General features: G+C 56.3%; 11 protein-coding genes. 7 read left to right on the top strand and 4 right to left on the bottom strand.

Going from position 1 to position 17,150, the window contains the following annotated elements:
• The first annotated feature begins 793 nt into the window (after positions 1–793).
• From NKJ13_RS03290 to NKJ13_RS03280, 3 genes are all read left to right on the top strand, one after another.
• Entirely contained in the window at positions 794–1,327 is a 534-nt protein-coding gene (locus NKJ13_RS03290; protein ID WP_352777094.1) for a peroxiredoxin, read from the top strand.
• A 69-nt stretch (positions 1,328–1,396) separates the two neighbouring features.
• Positions 1,397–2,833: an RNA polymerase factor sigma-54 gene (gene rpoN, locus NKJ13_RS03285; protein ID WP_352777092.1), complete on the top strand. Its 1,437-nt coding sequence runs from the start codon at positions 1,397–1,399 to the stop codon at positions 2,831–2,833.
• 57 nt (positions 2,834–2,890) lie between these two features.
• Positions 2,891–4,108, top strand: coding sequence for an MFS transporter (locus NKJ13_RS03280; RefSeq protein WP_352777091.1), 1,218 nt, complete (start codon positions 2,891–2,893; stop codon positions 4,106–4,108).
• A gap of 954 nt (positions 4,109–5,062) precedes the next feature.
• Here the strand turns inward: NKJ13_RS03280 and NKJ13_RS03270 are convergent.
• Positions 5,063–5,608, bottom strand: a complete 546-nt coding sequence (locus NKJ13_RS03270; RefSeq protein ID WP_352777089.1) for a recombinase zinc ribbon domain-containing protein — start codon at positions 5,606–5,608, stop codon at positions 5,063–5,065.
• A 363-nt stretch (positions 5,609–5,971) separates the two neighbouring features.
• Positions 5,972–6,520, bottom strand: a complete 549-nt coding sequence (locus tag NKJ13_RS03265) for a hypothetical protein (protein ID WP_352777087.1) — start codon at positions 6,518–6,520, stop codon at positions 5,972–5,974.
• 737 nt (positions 6,521–7,257) lie between these two features.
• Here NKJ13_RS03265 and NKJ13_RS03260 point away from each other — a divergent pair.
• From NKJ13_RS03260 to NKJ13_RS03245, 4 genes are all read left to right on the top strand, one after another.
• Entirely contained in the window at positions 7,258–8,169 is a 912-nt protein-coding gene (locus NKJ13_RS03260) for an HTH domain-containing protein (protein WP_352777086.1), read from the top strand.
• Positions 8,170–8,193: 24 nt separating this feature from the next.
• On the top strand, positions 8,194–9,885 hold the full coding sequence (locus tag NKJ13_RS03255; RefSeq protein ID WP_352777084.1) for a CHAT domain-containing protein: 1,692 nt from the start codon (positions 8,194–8,196) through the stop codon (positions 9,883–9,885).
• Between the two features lie 936 nt (positions 9,886–10,821).
• Positions 10,822–11,961, top strand: coding sequence for a hypothetical protein (locus NKJ13_RS03250; protein WP_352777082.1), 1,140 nt, complete (start codon positions 10,822–10,824; stop codon positions 11,959–11,961).
• Between the two features lie 20 nt (positions 11,962–11,981).
• A complete protein-coding gene (locus tag NKJ13_RS03245) occupies positions 11,982–14,669 on the top strand; it encodes a hypothetical protein (protein ID WP_352777080.1) in 2,688 nt (895 codons plus the stop codon).
• A 352-nt stretch (positions 14,670–15,021) separates the two neighbouring features.
• On the opposite strand, the gene NKJ13_RS03240 is transcribed toward NKJ13_RS03245, so the two are convergent.
• Complete coding sequence (locus NKJ13_RS03240; RefSeq protein ID WP_352777079.1) at positions 15,022–15,900, bottom strand: hypothetical protein; 879 nt, start codon at positions 15,898–15,900, stop codon at positions 15,022–15,024.
• Positions 15,901–16,225: 325 nt separating this feature from the next.
• Positions 16,226–17,026, bottom strand: a complete 801-nt coding sequence (locus NKJ13_RS03235; RefSeq protein WP_352777077.1) for a pentapeptide repeat-containing protein — start codon at positions 17,024–17,026, stop codon at positions 16,226–16,228.
• Positions 17,027–17,150: the final 124 nt, after the last annotated feature.

Raw genomic sequence — 17,150 nt, 5'->3', positions numbered from 1 at the left:
CACCATCGTCAAGTGTGGTGACGAGGCAGTTATAGCGCGCGCCTGATCTCGGCCAAGACACGGCTCCGAGACAAAGGGGGCGGTCCAAAAGCATCTCTATTTGAAATGGCACGCCGCTTGCTGCTCCTGGTTAGAGCCCACCAAACCACGATGAAAGCGACTTGCGCCATGCCCGACACACGAAGCTCTAGACCGTGGCCTGAGGAGACGGTGCCCGTTCCCGCTGAACATCGGGACATCGTCTCCTCCGGTGGTCCGTGCTCGGCAGCCGCTTTGCGCACGGCTGGTCCGATGGCGGCACGCCAACACATGGCGCTCGCGCGATTGCCGTCTACCGGTTCTGATCAGCATGTGAGTGCCCAAGAGCCCCATCAAAGAGCCACCGAAGCCAAGGTCGGCGGGTCACTGGCAAATGTCGACAATACGCCGAACCAGCTCAGTAACGCGGGTCTCTTGCGTGAAGTCACATTGAGGCCTCCATACGCTTCGGATATTGGCTACTTCGGGCCCGCTATCACTTTTTCGCGGGCACGAGCGCGAGCGATCGATGCCGCTTCCGGCGCCATAGCCGTGGAAAGATTGCCCAAGCGGCTCGACAGCCTCCACTCGCTCAGATCGATGACGTTCTGGTGACGAAGACCAGCAGCCAAGACGTTCCCCTACATCGGGATGGAAAAAGGAGGGTGCGAGCCGCGAGGGCCTCATTTCATGCCCGGCATACGAGCCTTTGCTCGGTATTGCGCCAGCCTCTGCCGGAATCCAGCGCGCCAGTTTTTTCCTCAGGAGCAAGTTGATGACCGTTCAAAAGAAAGTTCCCTTCGTCACCTTTCTCACGCGTGTTCGCGATCAGTCAGTCCAGGGCCCAAATCCATATCGCTGGGAAGAAAAGACATCTGACGACTACTTTGTCGGCAAGCGCGTCATCCTGTTTTCGCTGCCTGGCGCCTTCACTCCGACCTGCTCGACCTACCAACTGCCCAAGTTCGAAGAGCTCTATGATGAGTTTGAGAAGGAGGGAATTGACGCGATTTACTGCGTCTCCGTCAACGATGCCTTCGTCATGAATGCGTGGGGGAAGTCCTTGGGCCTGCAGAAGGTCGAGCTCATCCCCGATGGCTCAGGCGAGTTCACACGCAAGATGGGCATGCTGGTCGCCAAGGACAATCTCGGCTTCGGGATGCGCTCCTGGCGCTACGCCGCCCTGATCAACAATGGCGTGGTGGAGCAGTGGTTCGAGGAGGAAGGTTTCTCCGACAACTGCGAGGCCGACCCCTATGGCGTCTCATCCCCGCAAAACGTTCTCGAAACGCTGAAAGCCGCCGCATGACCTAGAAAACGTCTCACTGGTGCCATTGCCCGCCCCAAGAGGCTCCTCGACAGGATTATCGCGCTCACCATGCAATCCTCAGCAAGCCTGCTTCAGCGCCAGAAGCAATCCATGGTCGCATCGCCTCAACTCATTGAGTCGATTCGCTTGCTGCAACTGGCGCATACTGAACTGCATCAGTTCGTGGAGCGGGAAATCGAGAAGAACCCGCTCTTGGAATCTGCGTCAAACGATGGCGGGCCTTTTGGCGATGTTTCGATTTCGGGAGCGGATCAGCCTGTCGGCCCACGCGCAAACGCCGTTGACGGACCGACCGGGGCCGGGTCGCCTGAACGGCTCGGGCAATGGAAATCACTTCGCAACACGACCAACAACCCGCCGGGTAATGGCCCTTCCCTCGACGAGTTTGCCAGCCTCGCCGAGACATTGCACGACCATGTCGCTCGTCAGATCGCCCTCACTGGGTTCACACCACAGGAGCGGCTGATCGCTGGCCAGCTTGCCGCCGATCTGGAAGACACTGGCTATCTTCGGGCAAACCTTTTGGAGCTGGCCGAGAGCCTGAATGTCCGGGAGGCTGATGTGGAACGGGTTCTCGGAACCTTGCAGCACTTTGACCCACCGGGAATTTTCGCCCGAACTCTCGGAGAATGCCTTGAAATCCAGTTGCGCCAGCGAGACCGGTTCGACCCGGCAATGGCAGCTTTGGTTGCCAATCTTGAAATGCTTGCGCGACGCGATTTTCAGGCACTGAAGCAGCATTGCGGCGTCGATGAAGACGACCTTCTCGACATGATGCATGAGATTCGGGCGCTCGATCCCAAGCCTGGAAACCGATTCCAATCCGGTGCGTCTGAATCAATCATACCCGACGTCTGGGTCACGCCCTCGCCGGAAGGCGGGTGGCAGATCGAACTTGATCCGGCCACACTGCCCAAGCTGCTGATCAACCAAACCTACTATGCCGAAGTGTCGCGTCAAACTGTCCAAAATTCGAAAGATCAAGCATTTCTCAACGAATGCTTGCAAAACGCGAACTGGCTAATCCGCAGCCTCGATCAGCGCGCCAAGACGATTGTTAAGGTTGCGGCTGAAATCGTGCGCCAGCAGGATGCCTTTTTGGAACATGGCGTCGCCCACCTGCGGCCTCTCAATCTCAGAACCGTCGCTGACGCGATCGGCGTGCACGAGTCGACGGTAAGCCGGGTGACCTCGAACAAGTACATGCTTACCCCGCGCGGAGTCTTTGAACTGAAGTATTTTTTCACCGTCGCGATCGCGTCCTGCCAAGGCGGCGATGCGCACTCCGCCGAAGCTGTCCGCCATCGGATCAAAGCGATAATTGCCGCAGAATCTCACGGGGACGTGCTTTCCGACGATGACATCGCTGTTCGGCTGAAGGAAACCGGCATCGATGTTGCGCGCCGCACCGTCACAAAATATCGCGAGGCAATGAACATCCCCTCCTCCGTGCAACGCCGCCGGGAAAGGCGCTTGTGTTTTTAATTTGGGTCAAGGCAGCCAACATCATGTTGCAGGGCATCCAAAGTGGAGACTTCGTTCATGACCCAATCCGCGGCAGGCGTCGTGGACGCTGTTCTGCACGACCCAGAAAGGCCCGACCAACCGTCTGGTCCCGCATGGGGTGCGGTAATTTCGCTTTCCTTGGGCATCTTCGGGCTGGTGACGGCAGAGTTTCTGCCTGTCAGCCTGCTCACGCCGCTCGCGCATGATCTCGGTATCACCGAGGGTGCGGCTGGACAGGCGATGACGGCGACCGCTATCGTCGGGGCGATCTCGGCGCCGACGGTGGCCATCATCACAAAGCGCCTGGACCGCAGGATCGTCATGTGGGCGATGACGCTGCTGCTGATACTGTCGGACGTTCTGGCGGCCGGCGCGTGGTCGCTGGCGGTTCTCCTGACTGCACGCGTCGTGCTCGGCATTGCGCTCGGAGGCTTCTGGTCGGTGTCGGCAGCACTGGCGATGCGGCTCGTTCCAAGCCACCTCCTGCCGCGCGCCATGTCGATCATCCTCACCGGCGTTTCCGTCGCTACCGTTTGCGCAGCTCCAATCGGCGCCTATGTCGGCGATATCTGGGGATGGCGAAGCGCCTTCATGCTCGCCGCAGTCGTCGGCGCCGCTACACTGCTGGTGCAACTCATAACCATTCCGAGGCTGCCTCCGGTTGGAGTGGTTAGCTTCCGCAGCCTGCTGCATGTGGCCAAGAATCCGATGATCAAGGTCGCGCTTTTGGTGGTCTTGCTGGTCGCTTCCGGCCACTTCGCCGGCTTCACCTATATCCGCGCCTTCCTCGAGAAGGTTCCCGCGCTCGATGTCGAGACGATCTCGCTAGTGTTGCTTGCTTTTGGCATCGGCGGCTTTTTCGGCAATTTAGCCGGCGGGCTTCTGGCCGAGTACAGTCTCAAGGCAGTCGCGGCCCTGGCACCGCTGCTCATAGCGATAGCCGCTGTCTCGCTGCTGACGGCGGGAGCATCGGCCTCGGCCTCGGCGCTTGCGGTTGCCGCGTGGGGCTTGGCCTTCGGCGCGGTGCCGGTGGGATTGCAGACGTGGATGGTGCGGGGCGCCCCTCCCGAGCAGGTCGAAAGCGCCGGTGTGCTGATGGTCGTAGCGTTCCAAGTGGCAATCGCAGCCGGCGCCATTTTCGGCGGACTATTGGTGGACAATGCCGGGATTACCAGTGGCATTGCCTACAGTGCTATTGCCACGTTCCTCGCCGCCCTGACAGTGTTCCTGCTAGGCCCGAAGCGCGAAACCTAGACCGCCTGACAGAAGAGGCCTCAGCAGCGCAACGGGACGAGAGATGCAATCGCATGCACGGCGCGGCGCGATTACGCATGGACCAGCGCAAGCGCCTCGCCGGCTTCACCTCCGGGTCATGGCGACCTTCGCCGCCAGACACGCGAACCTCGCCGGCACCGGTTTCCATTTGGCGACGATGACGCTGCCAGCGCGATGGAACCCTTGCTGGCGGTCATATCCTTCACGACAAGCCGGCATTCTGGGCGAGCGACAGCTACGCGCCGGCCTTGCCCGTCAGAACGCCGGTGAAGATGCCGCACGATAGCGCAGACAGGTCGCGAAATGCCAGTGGTGTCAACGGCGGCCGTATTGTCGTCGATCGCGCGAAGCCCTAGGCCGACGCGGGTGCTAAACAGCACCAACCAGGCAGATGGCATCATTAGGACGCGACATAGACCAGCAGTGAATGTCTTTGCGTCCGACGAAGGAATGCCGCTCGACCACCACAACATTCTTGCGCGCGTCTGGACGCCCCTCCTCGTTGGTGCTGGGCTATTTAGTTTTCACCCCGTCAGGCGCGATGCTGACGGTGCTCCAATGAAAATCGCCAAGTACAATTTTCATGCGCTGCGTCATGCGGCGGCGAGCCTCTTCATCCAACAGAAGCTCTCGCCGAAGCGTGTACAGACGATATGGGACACAGCTCGATCAGGGTGACGTTCGACACTTATGGCCACCTTTTCGAAGATGACGCCGCCGATCAGACGGCAGTCGCTGAGATCGAGGCTCGACTGCTTTCCTAACGAAGGCTGCAACACGGCTGCAACACGGCTGCATTTCCTAGCAAAAACAACGGATAGATCCGTCTCTGCCTCCGTTAGTCCTGGCTCGAATCCAGGTTTCGTGACAATCCCTCGGGACTGGCCCGTCGATAGCGCCGCAGTCGTTTCGGCAAGCAAATCAAACGGTTGTCTAAAGACAGCGCGGACCTCGCCGTCTTCCCACGCAGTTCGACAGCAGCAGCCGTTTCTTCTCACCAGGTGCCTGCCGGCCGAACAATTGGCGGGCGTTGCGCGCCAACTCCAGCAAGCGCACGCCATCCTCCATGTATGATTCCTCGGCCTCGCCATGCCGCTCGATCTCACGGAGTAAGCGCGTCTGCTCGACCCGCCACTGCGCTGACATTCGATCGTAGAAGGCGCTGTCGATGCGTCCGTCGAGCTTGTCCAGGTACATTGCCTGTAGCCGATCCTCGAGGCGCTTGTATTCCTTCTGGCATCGCAGGATCGCCTGTTCCTGCTCCTTCCGCTCGTCCGCGTGGCTGGCCTTGAGCGCGTCGCGGACCCAATCCAGCATTTCCTCATCGAAATGGAGTTTGTCCAGCAAGGCGCCAAAGGTTTCTTCGAGGACCTCCTCGCGGACGTATTTGCGGCGGCACCCGGCATAACCACCGCGGCCTTTGTCGCTGTGACCGGTGCAGTGGTAATAAATGTATTTGCCCTTCTTGATCTCGGCCACTACCGCGCAGCCGCATCTGGCACAGGTCATCAGGCCCACAAGGCAAATTCATAGCCGTCGGAATGGATAGGCGTCGCATGTCGGCCCGTCAGAACGCCTTGCACCCGCTCCCACAACTCGATCGACACCAGCGGCTTGTGCTTGCCTTGTTGCAACTTGATGCAACTTGCCGTTCCATTGAAACAATCCGGTGTAGAGACGATTGCGCAGAATCGAGTGCACCGTGCTCACCGGAACCGGATGCCCACTCACCCAGCATCGCGAGCAACTGGAGCGCGATCCGGGCAGGCTTGAGTGGATGGATTGATGCGGATGGTTGTTCGATGGCGGCCGTGATTTCGGCCGAAGTTTGCTTCTTGGACATTACCTGTCCCCCAGATGCTTGGAAACGAGGCTCTCCATCTGCTCCATCGAATAGATGGTCAGTTCTCCTTTCTGCTCCAGCGTGTGCTGGTCACTCGGCTCCAGCCGAAACAAGGCCACGGGAAGTGGAAATCTGAGCGAAATAACGTCTGGGCATTTCTTTTGCCAACGCTCAAAAAGCGCACGACCGAGATCGTTCGGCGGAAACATGGCAAGGGGAAGTTTTTCACGATCAAGGCCGGCAAGCCAAGTATTGATCACCCACTTCTGATCATGAGCCTCGAATAGGTAGACGAGGTGGTATTCCTCCGGTCCCTCGATCATAAATGACGGGGCCAACAGGTTTTCCAAGTCGTCCAATTCCGACATCTCACGAGGGCCGGAAAGGCGGATGCAGATGCCGCCGACCTTGTTAGGGGTTGCAGCTTTGCTGCTAATCAGCGCTGCACGATTGTCCGGCGAGACATCGAACTCGCCGAGATGCCGGCGAAGAACCTGGTGAAATGCGTCATTGATGAAACGTTCGGCCGAAGGGTTGGACTCAGACATAGAAAACTACTCCGAAAGCGCACGCGAACGATCGCGCGCGGTGCTTACGCACTGCGTTGGAAAAACCGCATGTTTTCGGAGGTGTGAAAATATACTCAGTCGAAAACACCGGCATCAGTCAAAGTCAAACGCCAGGCGTCAGGTGAAAACAGGCGCGACGATCTGCGGAGCAGTCACGTCGCGCCGTTGGCTGAGTATTTTCACGGCTTGTGTATGACAGATTTTCGTGCCGTTGTCGAGAAAGAGTTAGAAACGTCTCACAACGAGTAGAAACGCTTGGTCATTACCAAGTGGCAATCTGATCTATATCGCATTCTGCAAGGCGTTGCTTAGGAATTATTCTGCTATCATCCTGCGAGGTACTAAAATTTCCCTAGCCCGATGCGACCATTTCAACGCTGCCAACGGATTCCGCGTCGGTCCCTTGCAAAATGCGACGCGATGGCTTGAACAAATTAGTTAGGTATCCGGCTAGAAGATTGGTTAGTATCGCGTCCCGCGCGATGGCAAATTCTCTAACCGCTTCTAAGTGCTCATGCAGTCCGACATGTTTTGCTCTGACGGCACGCCATAGCCAATGCTTGCGCCGCTGTTAGGAAGCAGGCTGTCCATGGACCGGACAACGCGGCCGAAGTACGGAAGTGTCCGCACGATATCAAATCACGCCCCGTCGCATCGCCCGGCCTCATATGATAGCCTCACTTTAACACCCATGAACAGCAAATTGCGCACACCAATTGGACTCGTACCTCGACATCGCCGTGAAGGTTCTAAGAGCGTCCAAGCGACCTATGAGCGCGCGGGCGATCATTGGCGCGGCGTATCGGGCCGGCATCGTCCCAGAACACCTTTATGGTAAGACGCAATACAAAACCCTACAGGCACGGCTAAGTGAGGAAATTCTATACAGCCGCCACACCAGTCTGTTCTATCGCACCGAGCCGGGGGTATTCTTTCTTTCGGAACTGATGTCCGATCCGGCAGTGCCTGAGAAATATAAGCGGGCTTTTCCGGCACGACGACGAACTCGCGATCTCCTCAATAAGCCGAGTCTGGCGCTTTCCCGCCGGTACATTTTCTCCCGTCGTTTCCATCAGTTCCAGAACTGGCACGATCTGGTTAAGGATGCCGAGGAACAGGACGCGTTGAAGTATGTAGACCCGAAGAGCGTAGGAGACGACTACGCGATCGTATGGTCATTTTCGCTCGTGAGGCGCGCGCATAAAGTCCTGTCCTATAGAGTGGGTCGATACCGTGATGACCGTGACCAGTTTGCGAATCGAAGGACGATTGGCTTCCCCGGCATCGTAGGATTTCAAGACCACACGCTGTTTTCAGAGGGCGACTATGGAGCCGCCGAAGGAGCACTTGACGCCCTCTTGACAGACCTTGATCTTTCTCTCCGGGCATTTACAAGCGATGGGCAAATCGAGCTTCCTTCATCCACCCATGTCCTCAAGATCGATGAAGAGATGCCGAAGCCCATAATACTGCTAATAATGGAGTGGAAATGTCCTGACTGGTTCGAGCCGACGACTCGGCGCTTGTCTTTGAATGATGTAAGCTGGCTTGATCTTTCTTTGCGAACCAACAACACAGACGATTTTGAACCGTGGTCTCGCGCAGCCTTAGAAACACTTTGTCCATAGCCCTCTTGGTCCGCAGCCCTTTTCATGGCGCTAAGCCCCGTAGTCAGCAATCAGCAGACGGCTTTCATAAGGTTCGAACTGGACCACGGCGACGCGCGCCGGCGAAAAAAGGCGCTGCAAGAAGTATCACGCCTCTATCGCGGCGGTTTCCGCTTCAACGCCGAGAGTTTGAATGCGGTTGAGACAACCATTGACGGGTTACTGGTACAGAGCAACCAAGACCCGAAGGTTGTGAGATGGAGCCTGAATGCACTGGCGCAAGTTGGACGAAGGACCTTTTCCGACAACCCCATCAAGCTCGCTCTAAAGCACTATGAGGGCGATCCAGAAATCACTGCTGCGGGTATTGCCGCCCTGGCCAGCATGTATGCAGGTAAGGTCGAGGAAATTGATATCTTCAAAAACTGCGATCCGTCGCTACGAACGCTTGCCGCGCTCCAAAACACAAATCCCAAATTGCTCGATTTGTCAGGAATCCGCATAGACATCGACAAAGCCGACAAGGAGGTGTTGAAGCTTGCATTAATCACGGTCGGGCTAAACAGAGACATCGATAATCTCTTTCATCCCAAGCACAATAACGGACGGATCATTAAGGCTCTGGGTGGATACCCGGACAACATCGTCATGCAATACTCAGTGTGGGCGATCATTGAAAATCACAAGCTGGGCATAAGCGATCTTGGCGTTAAAACTCACCCCATCGATGCACTCGCGCCAAATGTACAGTCCAAAGTGATGCAGTTGGTCGCAATGAGAGAGAAAGATCATGACAAGCGTCATTCGATCATTTTGGACGGGCCATATTTGCCGCACCCCGACGCGCGAGAGGGCTTAGCCAAGGGGCTTCTGGCCGTCTATTATGACGGACTGGAAGGCATAACTCTCGACTGGTCGAAGCAAGAATCGGTCGTCTACGTCCGAAAGCTTCTCGCTCAACATTTCGCAAGGTTCTCGAACGCCTGCGTCCTCTATGAAGAGGAAGCGTTGAAGCTCTTTGAATCCGACCCCCTGCTACGGGAGCACCTTCTATTGGGTGCGGAAGGCAAGCCGCTTTACCGCAAACTCAAATTGCAGGACTTGCGTCACGGGACTTTTGATCTTTTTGGTGGGGAGGACGAATTTGTGAGCATTCTCAGGCAGCAGTCGAAGCCTGAAGACCGGGCGCTAAAGGTTCTCATTTTGTCGGCCGCTCCAAAGGACGCCAATCCCCTTCGCCTCGATGAGGAGGCCCGCGACCTTAAAGAAAAGTTGCGCGCGGTCGAAAACCGGAAGGTCGTCGTCACTGTCGCGAACGAATGGGCTGTGCGCATTGATCAAATCCAAGATGCGTTATTCAACGAAAAGCCTCAGATTCTACATTTTAGCGGCCATGGCGAGACGGGCGTCCTTTACTTCGAAGATCGGCTCGGCAACGCCGCTCCCGTTGACGCTAACGCAATCGCCGACCTTGTGAGCCTGCATTCGGACTCGATCGAATGCGTGGTACTTAGCGCCTGCTATTCCGAGGACGTTGCGAAGGCGGTCAAAGCACACGTGAAATGCGTTATCGGTTGCGACGGGTCGATCAATGATGACGCGGCAATCGCGTTTTCACGGGCATTCTATCGCGCGTTAGCGAACGGTCAGGAATATGAGAAGGCGTTCCGGTTTGCACATAACGAAATTGCTCTCCAAAGAATGCGAGACGAAGCGGACAAATACAAGTTTCTCTAAACTGGGTGATGAAGCCGGGCGGTTAGGTGGTTCGGCCGAAGTGCTGAGTACCTTCATTTTGTTTGGACATCCGCGTGAGGCGCACATGGACTAGGATGCTGCCCGATACGCGAAGGGAACGGATTCAGAGTGTGGATTATGACTGTAGCAGCCTCCCGATCCGATCGGTCCCCACGAATTTTTTCCCAGTTTGTTCGCTGTGGGGAACGCTTGTAGCGGTGTCCCGACTCGAACCCCCGAATAAGCGGTTCGATCATGCTTGCATCACTGCATGTCCAGGGTCGCCAACTTCCTTCATGAGCGCGCGAAATTCAGCTGGAGGCGCAAGGCAGAAAGTTCGAAAAGCTTCCAGGAAACCCGGTCGATGGCCGATTGTAGAACTATCTGATGACCGGCTTTGGGCCGTCTGCAGACAGGCAGCTTTAAGCCGCTGAGGTCGAAAAACGCCCTATCGATCCTTCCGTTATGAGGGGCCCCTATGGGAACGCAGCAACGCTTCGGTTGAGCATCGATCTCCTTCCGCACAGTTGAACGACGAACTCGATAGGGCTGACGGGCCAACCACCCCGCAGGGCACGAAGGGGTCCTGAAAACGGCCTGCCGACCCCAGACGAGCGCGGTTGGAAACATACGAAAGAACCGCTTTTCCACGCTTGATAATTGCGCACGGCTTGCGCAACCGGTCTGCAGGATGGCATCTTCGCTCGGGACTATAGCCCAGCACTTCAAAATCTTGCTCGTGAAAACTGAGGACTATTTCTGACCGCGAATAACTCTTCATCCAAGCTGCTGAGCAATCACTTAGTATGGAAGGTGTTGCGAGATCGTCGCAGTTTCGTCGTTCGAGTCGTCGAGCCCAGTGTTTATGCACCTGCCGTTCATGGCGACATCTTCGAGCAAGTAATAACCGAACTTATAAATCCCACGCCACGTGCGATGGACGGCTATACCAAGACCAGCTTCCAAGCGGGTACGCCCTTCGACCTGGCTACTTTCCCCGAAGCGTTCGCCCCGGCGAAGGCCTTGCTATCGGTACTGCGGTCGATCAGCCAGGTTAGCACGTTGGGCTGTATTCATGTTGGACTTCGACCAGACGGCGACGATAAGCGTCACCTCTTCTCGAACGCAGAGATCACGTCACTCCTCAAGGCGCTGCTCTCCATCCCGGCCATTGTGCCGCAGGATCTCGCGCCGTTTATTTCGTGGTTCGAGAACCAGCCGGTAAATCTCAATTTCAATCTGGGCTGCCTGTTCACGCTAGACGTGGATGAGCACCTACGTATCTGTATCCACCCGAAACTGGTGCGTTCACAGTACGAGTTTAGTCCGCTTCCCGAGAGGATGATGGAGGAGGCTAACCTACTTTCGCTAGTGACGCTGTTGCCCGTCGACAAGCGTTACCTGTCCGTTACTATCCAACCATTGATCTGCTCGGATGCCCTTAACCTTCCGACTGACCGCGCCACACCCACGCCACTTGTTGCAGTGAACGCCGCTGAGTCACCATTCGCCAACCCACCTGATCATATCGACGTGGTGTCAGTCCCGACTCACACGCCCCAAGTCGAATATGGGCCGCCGACGACTCAGCCGCGTCCGCGGGAATGGCACCTAGAATTTCGCGACGCCTTCTGCCGCGCGGCACAAGGCGGCGAGTTGCCTCGCCATCATTTCGCGACCTTTATACTTTCTAACTTCGAGACCCTAAAAGGTGGATCAAAAGGCGGGCTCTCGGGCATCTTCCAGCCGATAGATCCGCGTGAGCAGCAATTGCACCCTGCCGTCGGATTGAATCGTTACGGGCGCAACAAAACTAATGGTGGGAACAATGACTGGCATCAGTCCGCGCCAGGCGAACCTAAAGACTGGCAATGGCGGGGCTATATCGCCGCGCTGACGCAGCCCACCAATGACGAGGCGGTGCGCGTTCTCGGGTTCAATCTGTCGAGCATGCTACGCCATTCCTCAATTTGGCGGCCGATTGGCGCGCCAAACAGCTGCGAGGTATTGCTTGGCCGCTGGCAGTCGCCGAACCACCTCGCATTCGCCGATTGGGAAGCAGGCCAAACACTATGAGTCCGAACACGCTACGGATTATGAGCTTCGGCAACAATGCTCCAGCATGGATTGCGCTAAGTCATTTCCTCTCCGCTGATCTGGTTCGCGAGCTCTGCGCCGCCACCATAGGCGCGACAAGTGACGGCACGATAGAACTCGGCGACTTGTGCATCGAGGAGATGTCGGGCGCCCCCCCGCACCTGGCGACCTGGACGATCCGCCTTAAGCCCGACCAGCAAGGCTTGGCAAGCTATTTACAGGATGTGCTGCGTGTCTTGACCTGGCAATCCGATGCGCGCGTCCACTATGATGATAGCCGCATCCCGGAAGCCTTTCGCGAACGGTGCCGGTCGATCGCATCTGCCTTTGAACTGGCCACCGTCGACTTCACGTCGATCAGCTATTGGCTTGCAAACGCCGAGGGTGGATCCGCATCACTAACCGTGATTGCGAAGGCAATCAGCCTTGTTTCCGCCATTGGCGACCGAGTGGACCCGGCGACCATTCGAACGGCCGAAGAAGCCCTCGGGCCGCTCGACCCTGCACTACGGATCGTCGCCACAAAGCATCTGGGTGACCTCGCGCTGGACGCAGACCAACCGAGTCTGGCCGGGGCGCTCTACGGGGCTACGCAGCGCTTGTGCGAAGGTTTTTCCGACGGTACCTGGTCCCAGCTCATGGAGGCGGTTGCGGACATGACGCTCCAATCGCTTGCTACCGTCTCCGGAATGACGGGATCGCCCAAAACCACCTACGCCATGCTCGATGCGGTCCAAGCGCCGGAAACCCTTCTGACTAGGCCGTTGCTCGCGCTGAATGCAGCGCTGGCGGCAATGCATGCTGCTAGTCAAAGCGAACACGGGATATTTCCTTCGGATGTGCGCGCCTGCGTACTCCGCGCTCCCCTGCTCCAGCACTCGCATGATCTCGCCGTACCCCTCGATCAGTGGGCGAACAAGAAGTTCACCGACGCTCATCGACGCTTCTGGGCTGCGCTTCGCCGTCTGAACGCGCTGGGCGGCGCCACGCTTTCGACCGAGGCCATGGCATTCTATGGGCGGTCGCTTTTCGACGAACTGTACGAGCAGATCGGGCGACACCGTACGCCGGAGAGCTTCGATCTCGCGGTGCGGCTGGTGATCAGCAGCGGGCGGCAGGATGCCGTGGGCCCCGAAGCCAGCCGCGAGGACCTTGTCGATGCCTATGTGACACAAGAGGTGATCGGCTTTGCGACGGAAGTCGCCCAGAGGCATACGGGCGTTCGGCGCGAGCGTCTGAATGTGCTCGTGAAGCTCTTCATCGCCTGGCTGGGCAAGTTAAGCGCCGAAAAGGAGCATATCGCGCGTCTGTTAATTGATGCCATCGCAAAACTTGCTGAGGAACCGCCAGGAGACTCATTTATCCAAGGGCATAGCCTGCCGAAGACAAGCCTAGTCGCAATCAAGGAAATTGCACGGACACGCCCTGAATTTGTGCTGTCCAATTCGCGGATCATTGCCGATGCGATCCTTGCCGGCTTTTCTACCAAGCGATTTGACCTGATGGCAGCTGGTCTGGAAGCGGCGGTCGGCTGTGCGGTAGCAGTTGCCCCCGATGACCTGACCCGTTTGGCAGATGTCACCCTCACCATTCTCGAAGACAGGCCGCCATCAGAGAGCGGCTGGCCGATCATCTCACCCGCCATTACCTTCATTGCATGCGATGAGGTGCGGGCGCTTTGGGTGGAAAACTCAGAATTCGGATCCCGGTGCGCACAAACGATCTTGCGACACGGTCTCGGCGACGCGACGGAAAGCACCCGTCTCCTCGCGCTGCTCGACGAGATTCTTCCTTATCTCGATGCTCCGGCTGCGCAGGACGAGCGCATTCAGGAGGTCGTGCGCGCGGTGCGAGACGGCGCCCTGAAGTCGAACCACTCGAGCGTCACGGGAAATATCTCGGTGCTGTTCGCCACGCCTGCACTCGTCGGCCGAGACGGCATAGACGATGCCGTGCGCGGCCTAATTGTCCTGCTAGGCACGGCAACGACGCAGCGGCACAACATTGCCATCGCGACTGCCTACCAGCCTCTAAGCACCCTGACCTACCGACTGGACACGATCGCCGAGGCCCTGTCCCTCTCTCCAAACGACTTGGATGCGCTGCTTGATCCTATCGTGAGCGCACTTGAACAGTTCTGGCGAGCGGCTCGGCACAATGCGTTACTCTTTGCACCCTTCGCAATCCCATTGCCCACGGCGCCGAACCTCATCACGGTACAGAATTGGGCTTTTGTAACCCTCGGCTTCGCGCGGCGGGCAGGTGTGTTCGACCGTCTAAGTAAGGTCATCGAAGAGGCTGCGGATAACGATCAGCTCGCCAGGCCGATCGCGCTGGCACAGGCTGTCCGCCTGACCGCGGGCGATCCGATTGCGCTCGATCCAGACGCCATCCGTTTGGAGCGTCGCGAGCCCTTCTATGCAGCCTTGGGCGAGCGCCTGACCTACATCGCGGCGCTGCCGGCGAGCGAGGATACGACAATGGTGGTCGCGGCTCTGGTCGAACGGTGTCTGGTCCTTGGCCCCGACGGCCTTGATGCGGGCGTGTTCGTCATTGCATTGCGCCAAGAGGCGATCGGTCTTCCGGCTGCCGCCGTCAAGGGTTATCGGCAACGTCTCGAACGCAATCGCGCATTGATACAGGGCCTGTTCCCGCTGTTTCGATCGCTGACAACGCAAACTCAGTAAACGACCCCATTTGGGATCGGCGACGCAGACAGCGAACGACCATATTGCAGCGCAAAGCTGCCGGTCAGATCAAAAAGAAGTTGGAGGAGCGTGCTAACGCGCGCTATCAGGAAGGCACACACGTGCCAGAAGTCGACACCGTCGAAATTATCCAAAAACCGAATCTAGTGCCCCACCTTGTCCATGAGCACCCGCAATTCGGGCTGAGGCGCGATCCAGAAAGTTCGAAAAGCTTCCAGGAACCCCAGCCATTCTATCTTTATTGAACAAAATCAATGCTTACAGGAAATTCAATTTTTTAATGTAAGGTATTCTAGGGCACCTTTTTAGGCCGCAATCGCGAGTGCGCGGTTCAACGAACTGGCCCTGCCAAGAGGTCCGATCTGACGATTCTTTTGTCTATGCGCGCTAGCTCGCAAAACGACCTGACGGCGTCTTCAAACCATATAGGGGATGCTGGCGAAACATATATGCCCAGGATCAGTTCTGATAAATCACACCGGACAGCCTTGCCGGGCGCGGGATCAATTTTGTCGCGCTCAGCTTTTGGTCGCTCTCCTTTCATGACGCGCAATGTCCCGTTCAACGGAAATAGGACATCCATCTCGCTGTCAGAAAAGTCCCAAATGAGAAGCCTCATCTCTTTTTCATGCCCGAAGCTTAGGCGTTTGTGTAAAGCCGGAATGAACCCATTGGACATGTCTAAAGTTTCTGATTCATAGTCTATGTAATCGACGCTCCCGGCGAATATCTCTTCCTTGGTTGCGTTGAATGCTTTTGCTATAGAATTAATATCACTGGTCACCGCAATCCCAAACTGCCTCTCCCCATAAATGTGCCACATCGAAGCAGACTCATAACTCGAAATATGCCAGCAATTAATATAATTTTCTTTTCGAGCATTATATGCTTCATCAACCTCATTATCTAACAACGCTTTGTATGCTTTAATATCGCTTTTGATATCTCCACCTTTGCCGATGAAACTTCCTCGTTTTATGTCGTTTAATTTTTTTTGTGGAACGTCTGCTTCGTTGTTCCACTGGCGATGGGCATAATTTCCGGCCGGCAATATTCCCTCATATGGATCATCCACGCTCAGAGTGTGCATGTTAGAAAACCAAAGAATTTTCGTTGTAATCATTGAGGCGAATTTCGGAAAATTCATATATCGCCATAGAACCTGTTCCTTTGCCGGCCTTCTAAAGACCGAATGTTCCGCTAGTGGCATTTTTCTCCCCTTCGTGGCGGCGCTTCATCCCTAGTCGTTGTCGCCACTCTTCTTAGCGAAATCTTTCACGACTTCGATCAACTTCGCCCCACCAAAAGTGGCCATGCTCATCAACGCTGCGTAAGTTGCAGGCGCTCCGCAGAGTGTTAAAAACGACATGCTCACACCAATAATGCCAGTTCGCCAAATTCCCGCGACCATGCCCTTGTTTTCGCTCGCCCAACTCTCTATCCGATCTCTAATTGCAGTGACAATTTCGCGAGCCGACGAATAGTCGCCACTACCGGGGTTCTTGCCGGCTTGTTCGATAGCTTCAGCTAGCCGATCAAGAGACTTTGCTAATTCCTCTAAATGTAAGCCCTTCGAAGCGAGCGAGATCGTCGGGCCTGTTTGGGCGCGAAGACTGCATTTCCTCTAACTCTTCCCGCACCGCAGCAGAGAGCATGGCTGCCATAAGAGCGAAACCTTTCGGCGCTTCGGCTAGCCGAATCTCGATCGTTCTTGCAAGGTCGCCAGAATTGCCCTTGCGGTTGGAGGTGTTGGCATCCGGAGAACTGTCCGATCTTAAGTCGTCCTCCTTATCTTCACTGCTCTCTTTTTCGCTGGGAGCCGCAGCTGCAGTCGCTCCGTCTTTTCGAACAAGCTTACCGCCAGAGTAGTTATATCTGCTAAAAACGGGATACCTAGATGTGCTCCTGAGAATTTCTACATCATCAAATCGTGTTTGCTCATCGTATGTCACATTGTCAAACTTTATGTCCTCTCCAAATATTCCTCCGGTAAAGTCAGCTCCGCTAATGTTTGCTGAACTAAAGTCAACGCGTGATCCTCTAAAACCTATTTTTGCGTTTCTCAAATTAGAATTATTAAGTTTCACGGCTACCATCACCGCAGGAAAGACGACACCGGAAAGGTCAGCGTTACAAAAATCGGCGCCAACGATAGAGGCACTACTTAGATTAGCTCCGGATAGATTGGCATCTTTCGCCCTTATCCTATCGAGTTTTGCACCAGAGAAATCAGCCCCTGAAAGATCCCTCCCGGTAAGGTCGGCGTTTCTAAGATCCGTTCTGCTTAGGTCTTTAGCTCCGCTTCTAACGAGTTCCAAATCGATTTCGTCAGCCATTTCGTCCCCCACTACCCGTAGCGATTCCCCAACGAGAATATCTATCAGGGGTCAAATGAAATAGGGGCAAATCCAAGCCCTACCGCGCGAGCGGCGGGCTTCTGGTCGGTCGGCGCTGGCGGCA

Source organism: Mesorhizobium sp. M0174, from assembly GCF_040322275.1.
Taxonomy (GTDB): Bacteria; Pseudomonadota; Alphaproteobacteria; order Rhizobiales; family Rhizobiaceae; genus Mesorhizobium.
This window is presented reverse-complemented; position numbering and strand designations above follow the sequence as displayed.

What these genes read in the sequence shown, in the direction of transcription:
- NKJ13_RS03235 (WP_352777077.1), bottom strand. Translation starts at nt 17,026, where the DNA reads ATGGCTGACGAAATCGATTTGGAACTCGTTAGAAGCGGAGCTAAAGAC.
- NKJ13_RS03250 (WP_352777082.1), top strand. Translation starts at nt 10,822, where the DNA reads ATGGACGGCTATACCAAGACCAGCTTCCAAGCGGGTACGCCCTTCGAC.
- NKJ13_RS03265 (WP_352777087.1), bottom strand. Translation starts at nt 6,520, where the DNA reads ATGTCTGAGTCCAACCCTTCGGCCGAACGTTTCATCAATGACGCATTT.
- NKJ13_RS03280 (WP_352777091.1), top strand. Translation starts at nt 2,891, where the DNA reads ATGACCCAATCCGCGGCAGGCGTCGTGGACGCTGTTCTGCACGACCCA.
- rpoN (WP_352777092.1), top strand. Translation starts at nt 1,397, where the DNA reads ATGCAATCCTCAGCAAGCCTGCTTCAGCGCCAGAAGCAATCCATGGTC.
- NKJ13_RS03240 (WP_352777079.1), bottom strand. Translation starts at nt 15,900, where the DNA reads ATGCCACTAGCGGAACATTCGGTCTTTAGAAGGCCGGCAAAGGAACAG.
- NKJ13_RS03245 (WP_352777080.1), top strand. Translation starts at nt 11,982, where the DNA reads ATGAGCTTCGGCAACAATGCTCCAGCATGGATTGCGCTAAGTCATTTC.
- NKJ13_RS03290 (WP_352777094.1), top strand. Translation starts at nt 794, where the DNA reads ATGACCGTTCAAAAGAAAGTTCCCTTCGTCACCTTTCTCACGCGTGTT.
- NKJ13_RS03255 (WP_352777084.1), top strand. Translation starts at nt 8,194, where the DNA reads ATGGCGCTAAGCCCCGTAGTCAGCAATCAGCAGACGGCTTTCATAAGG.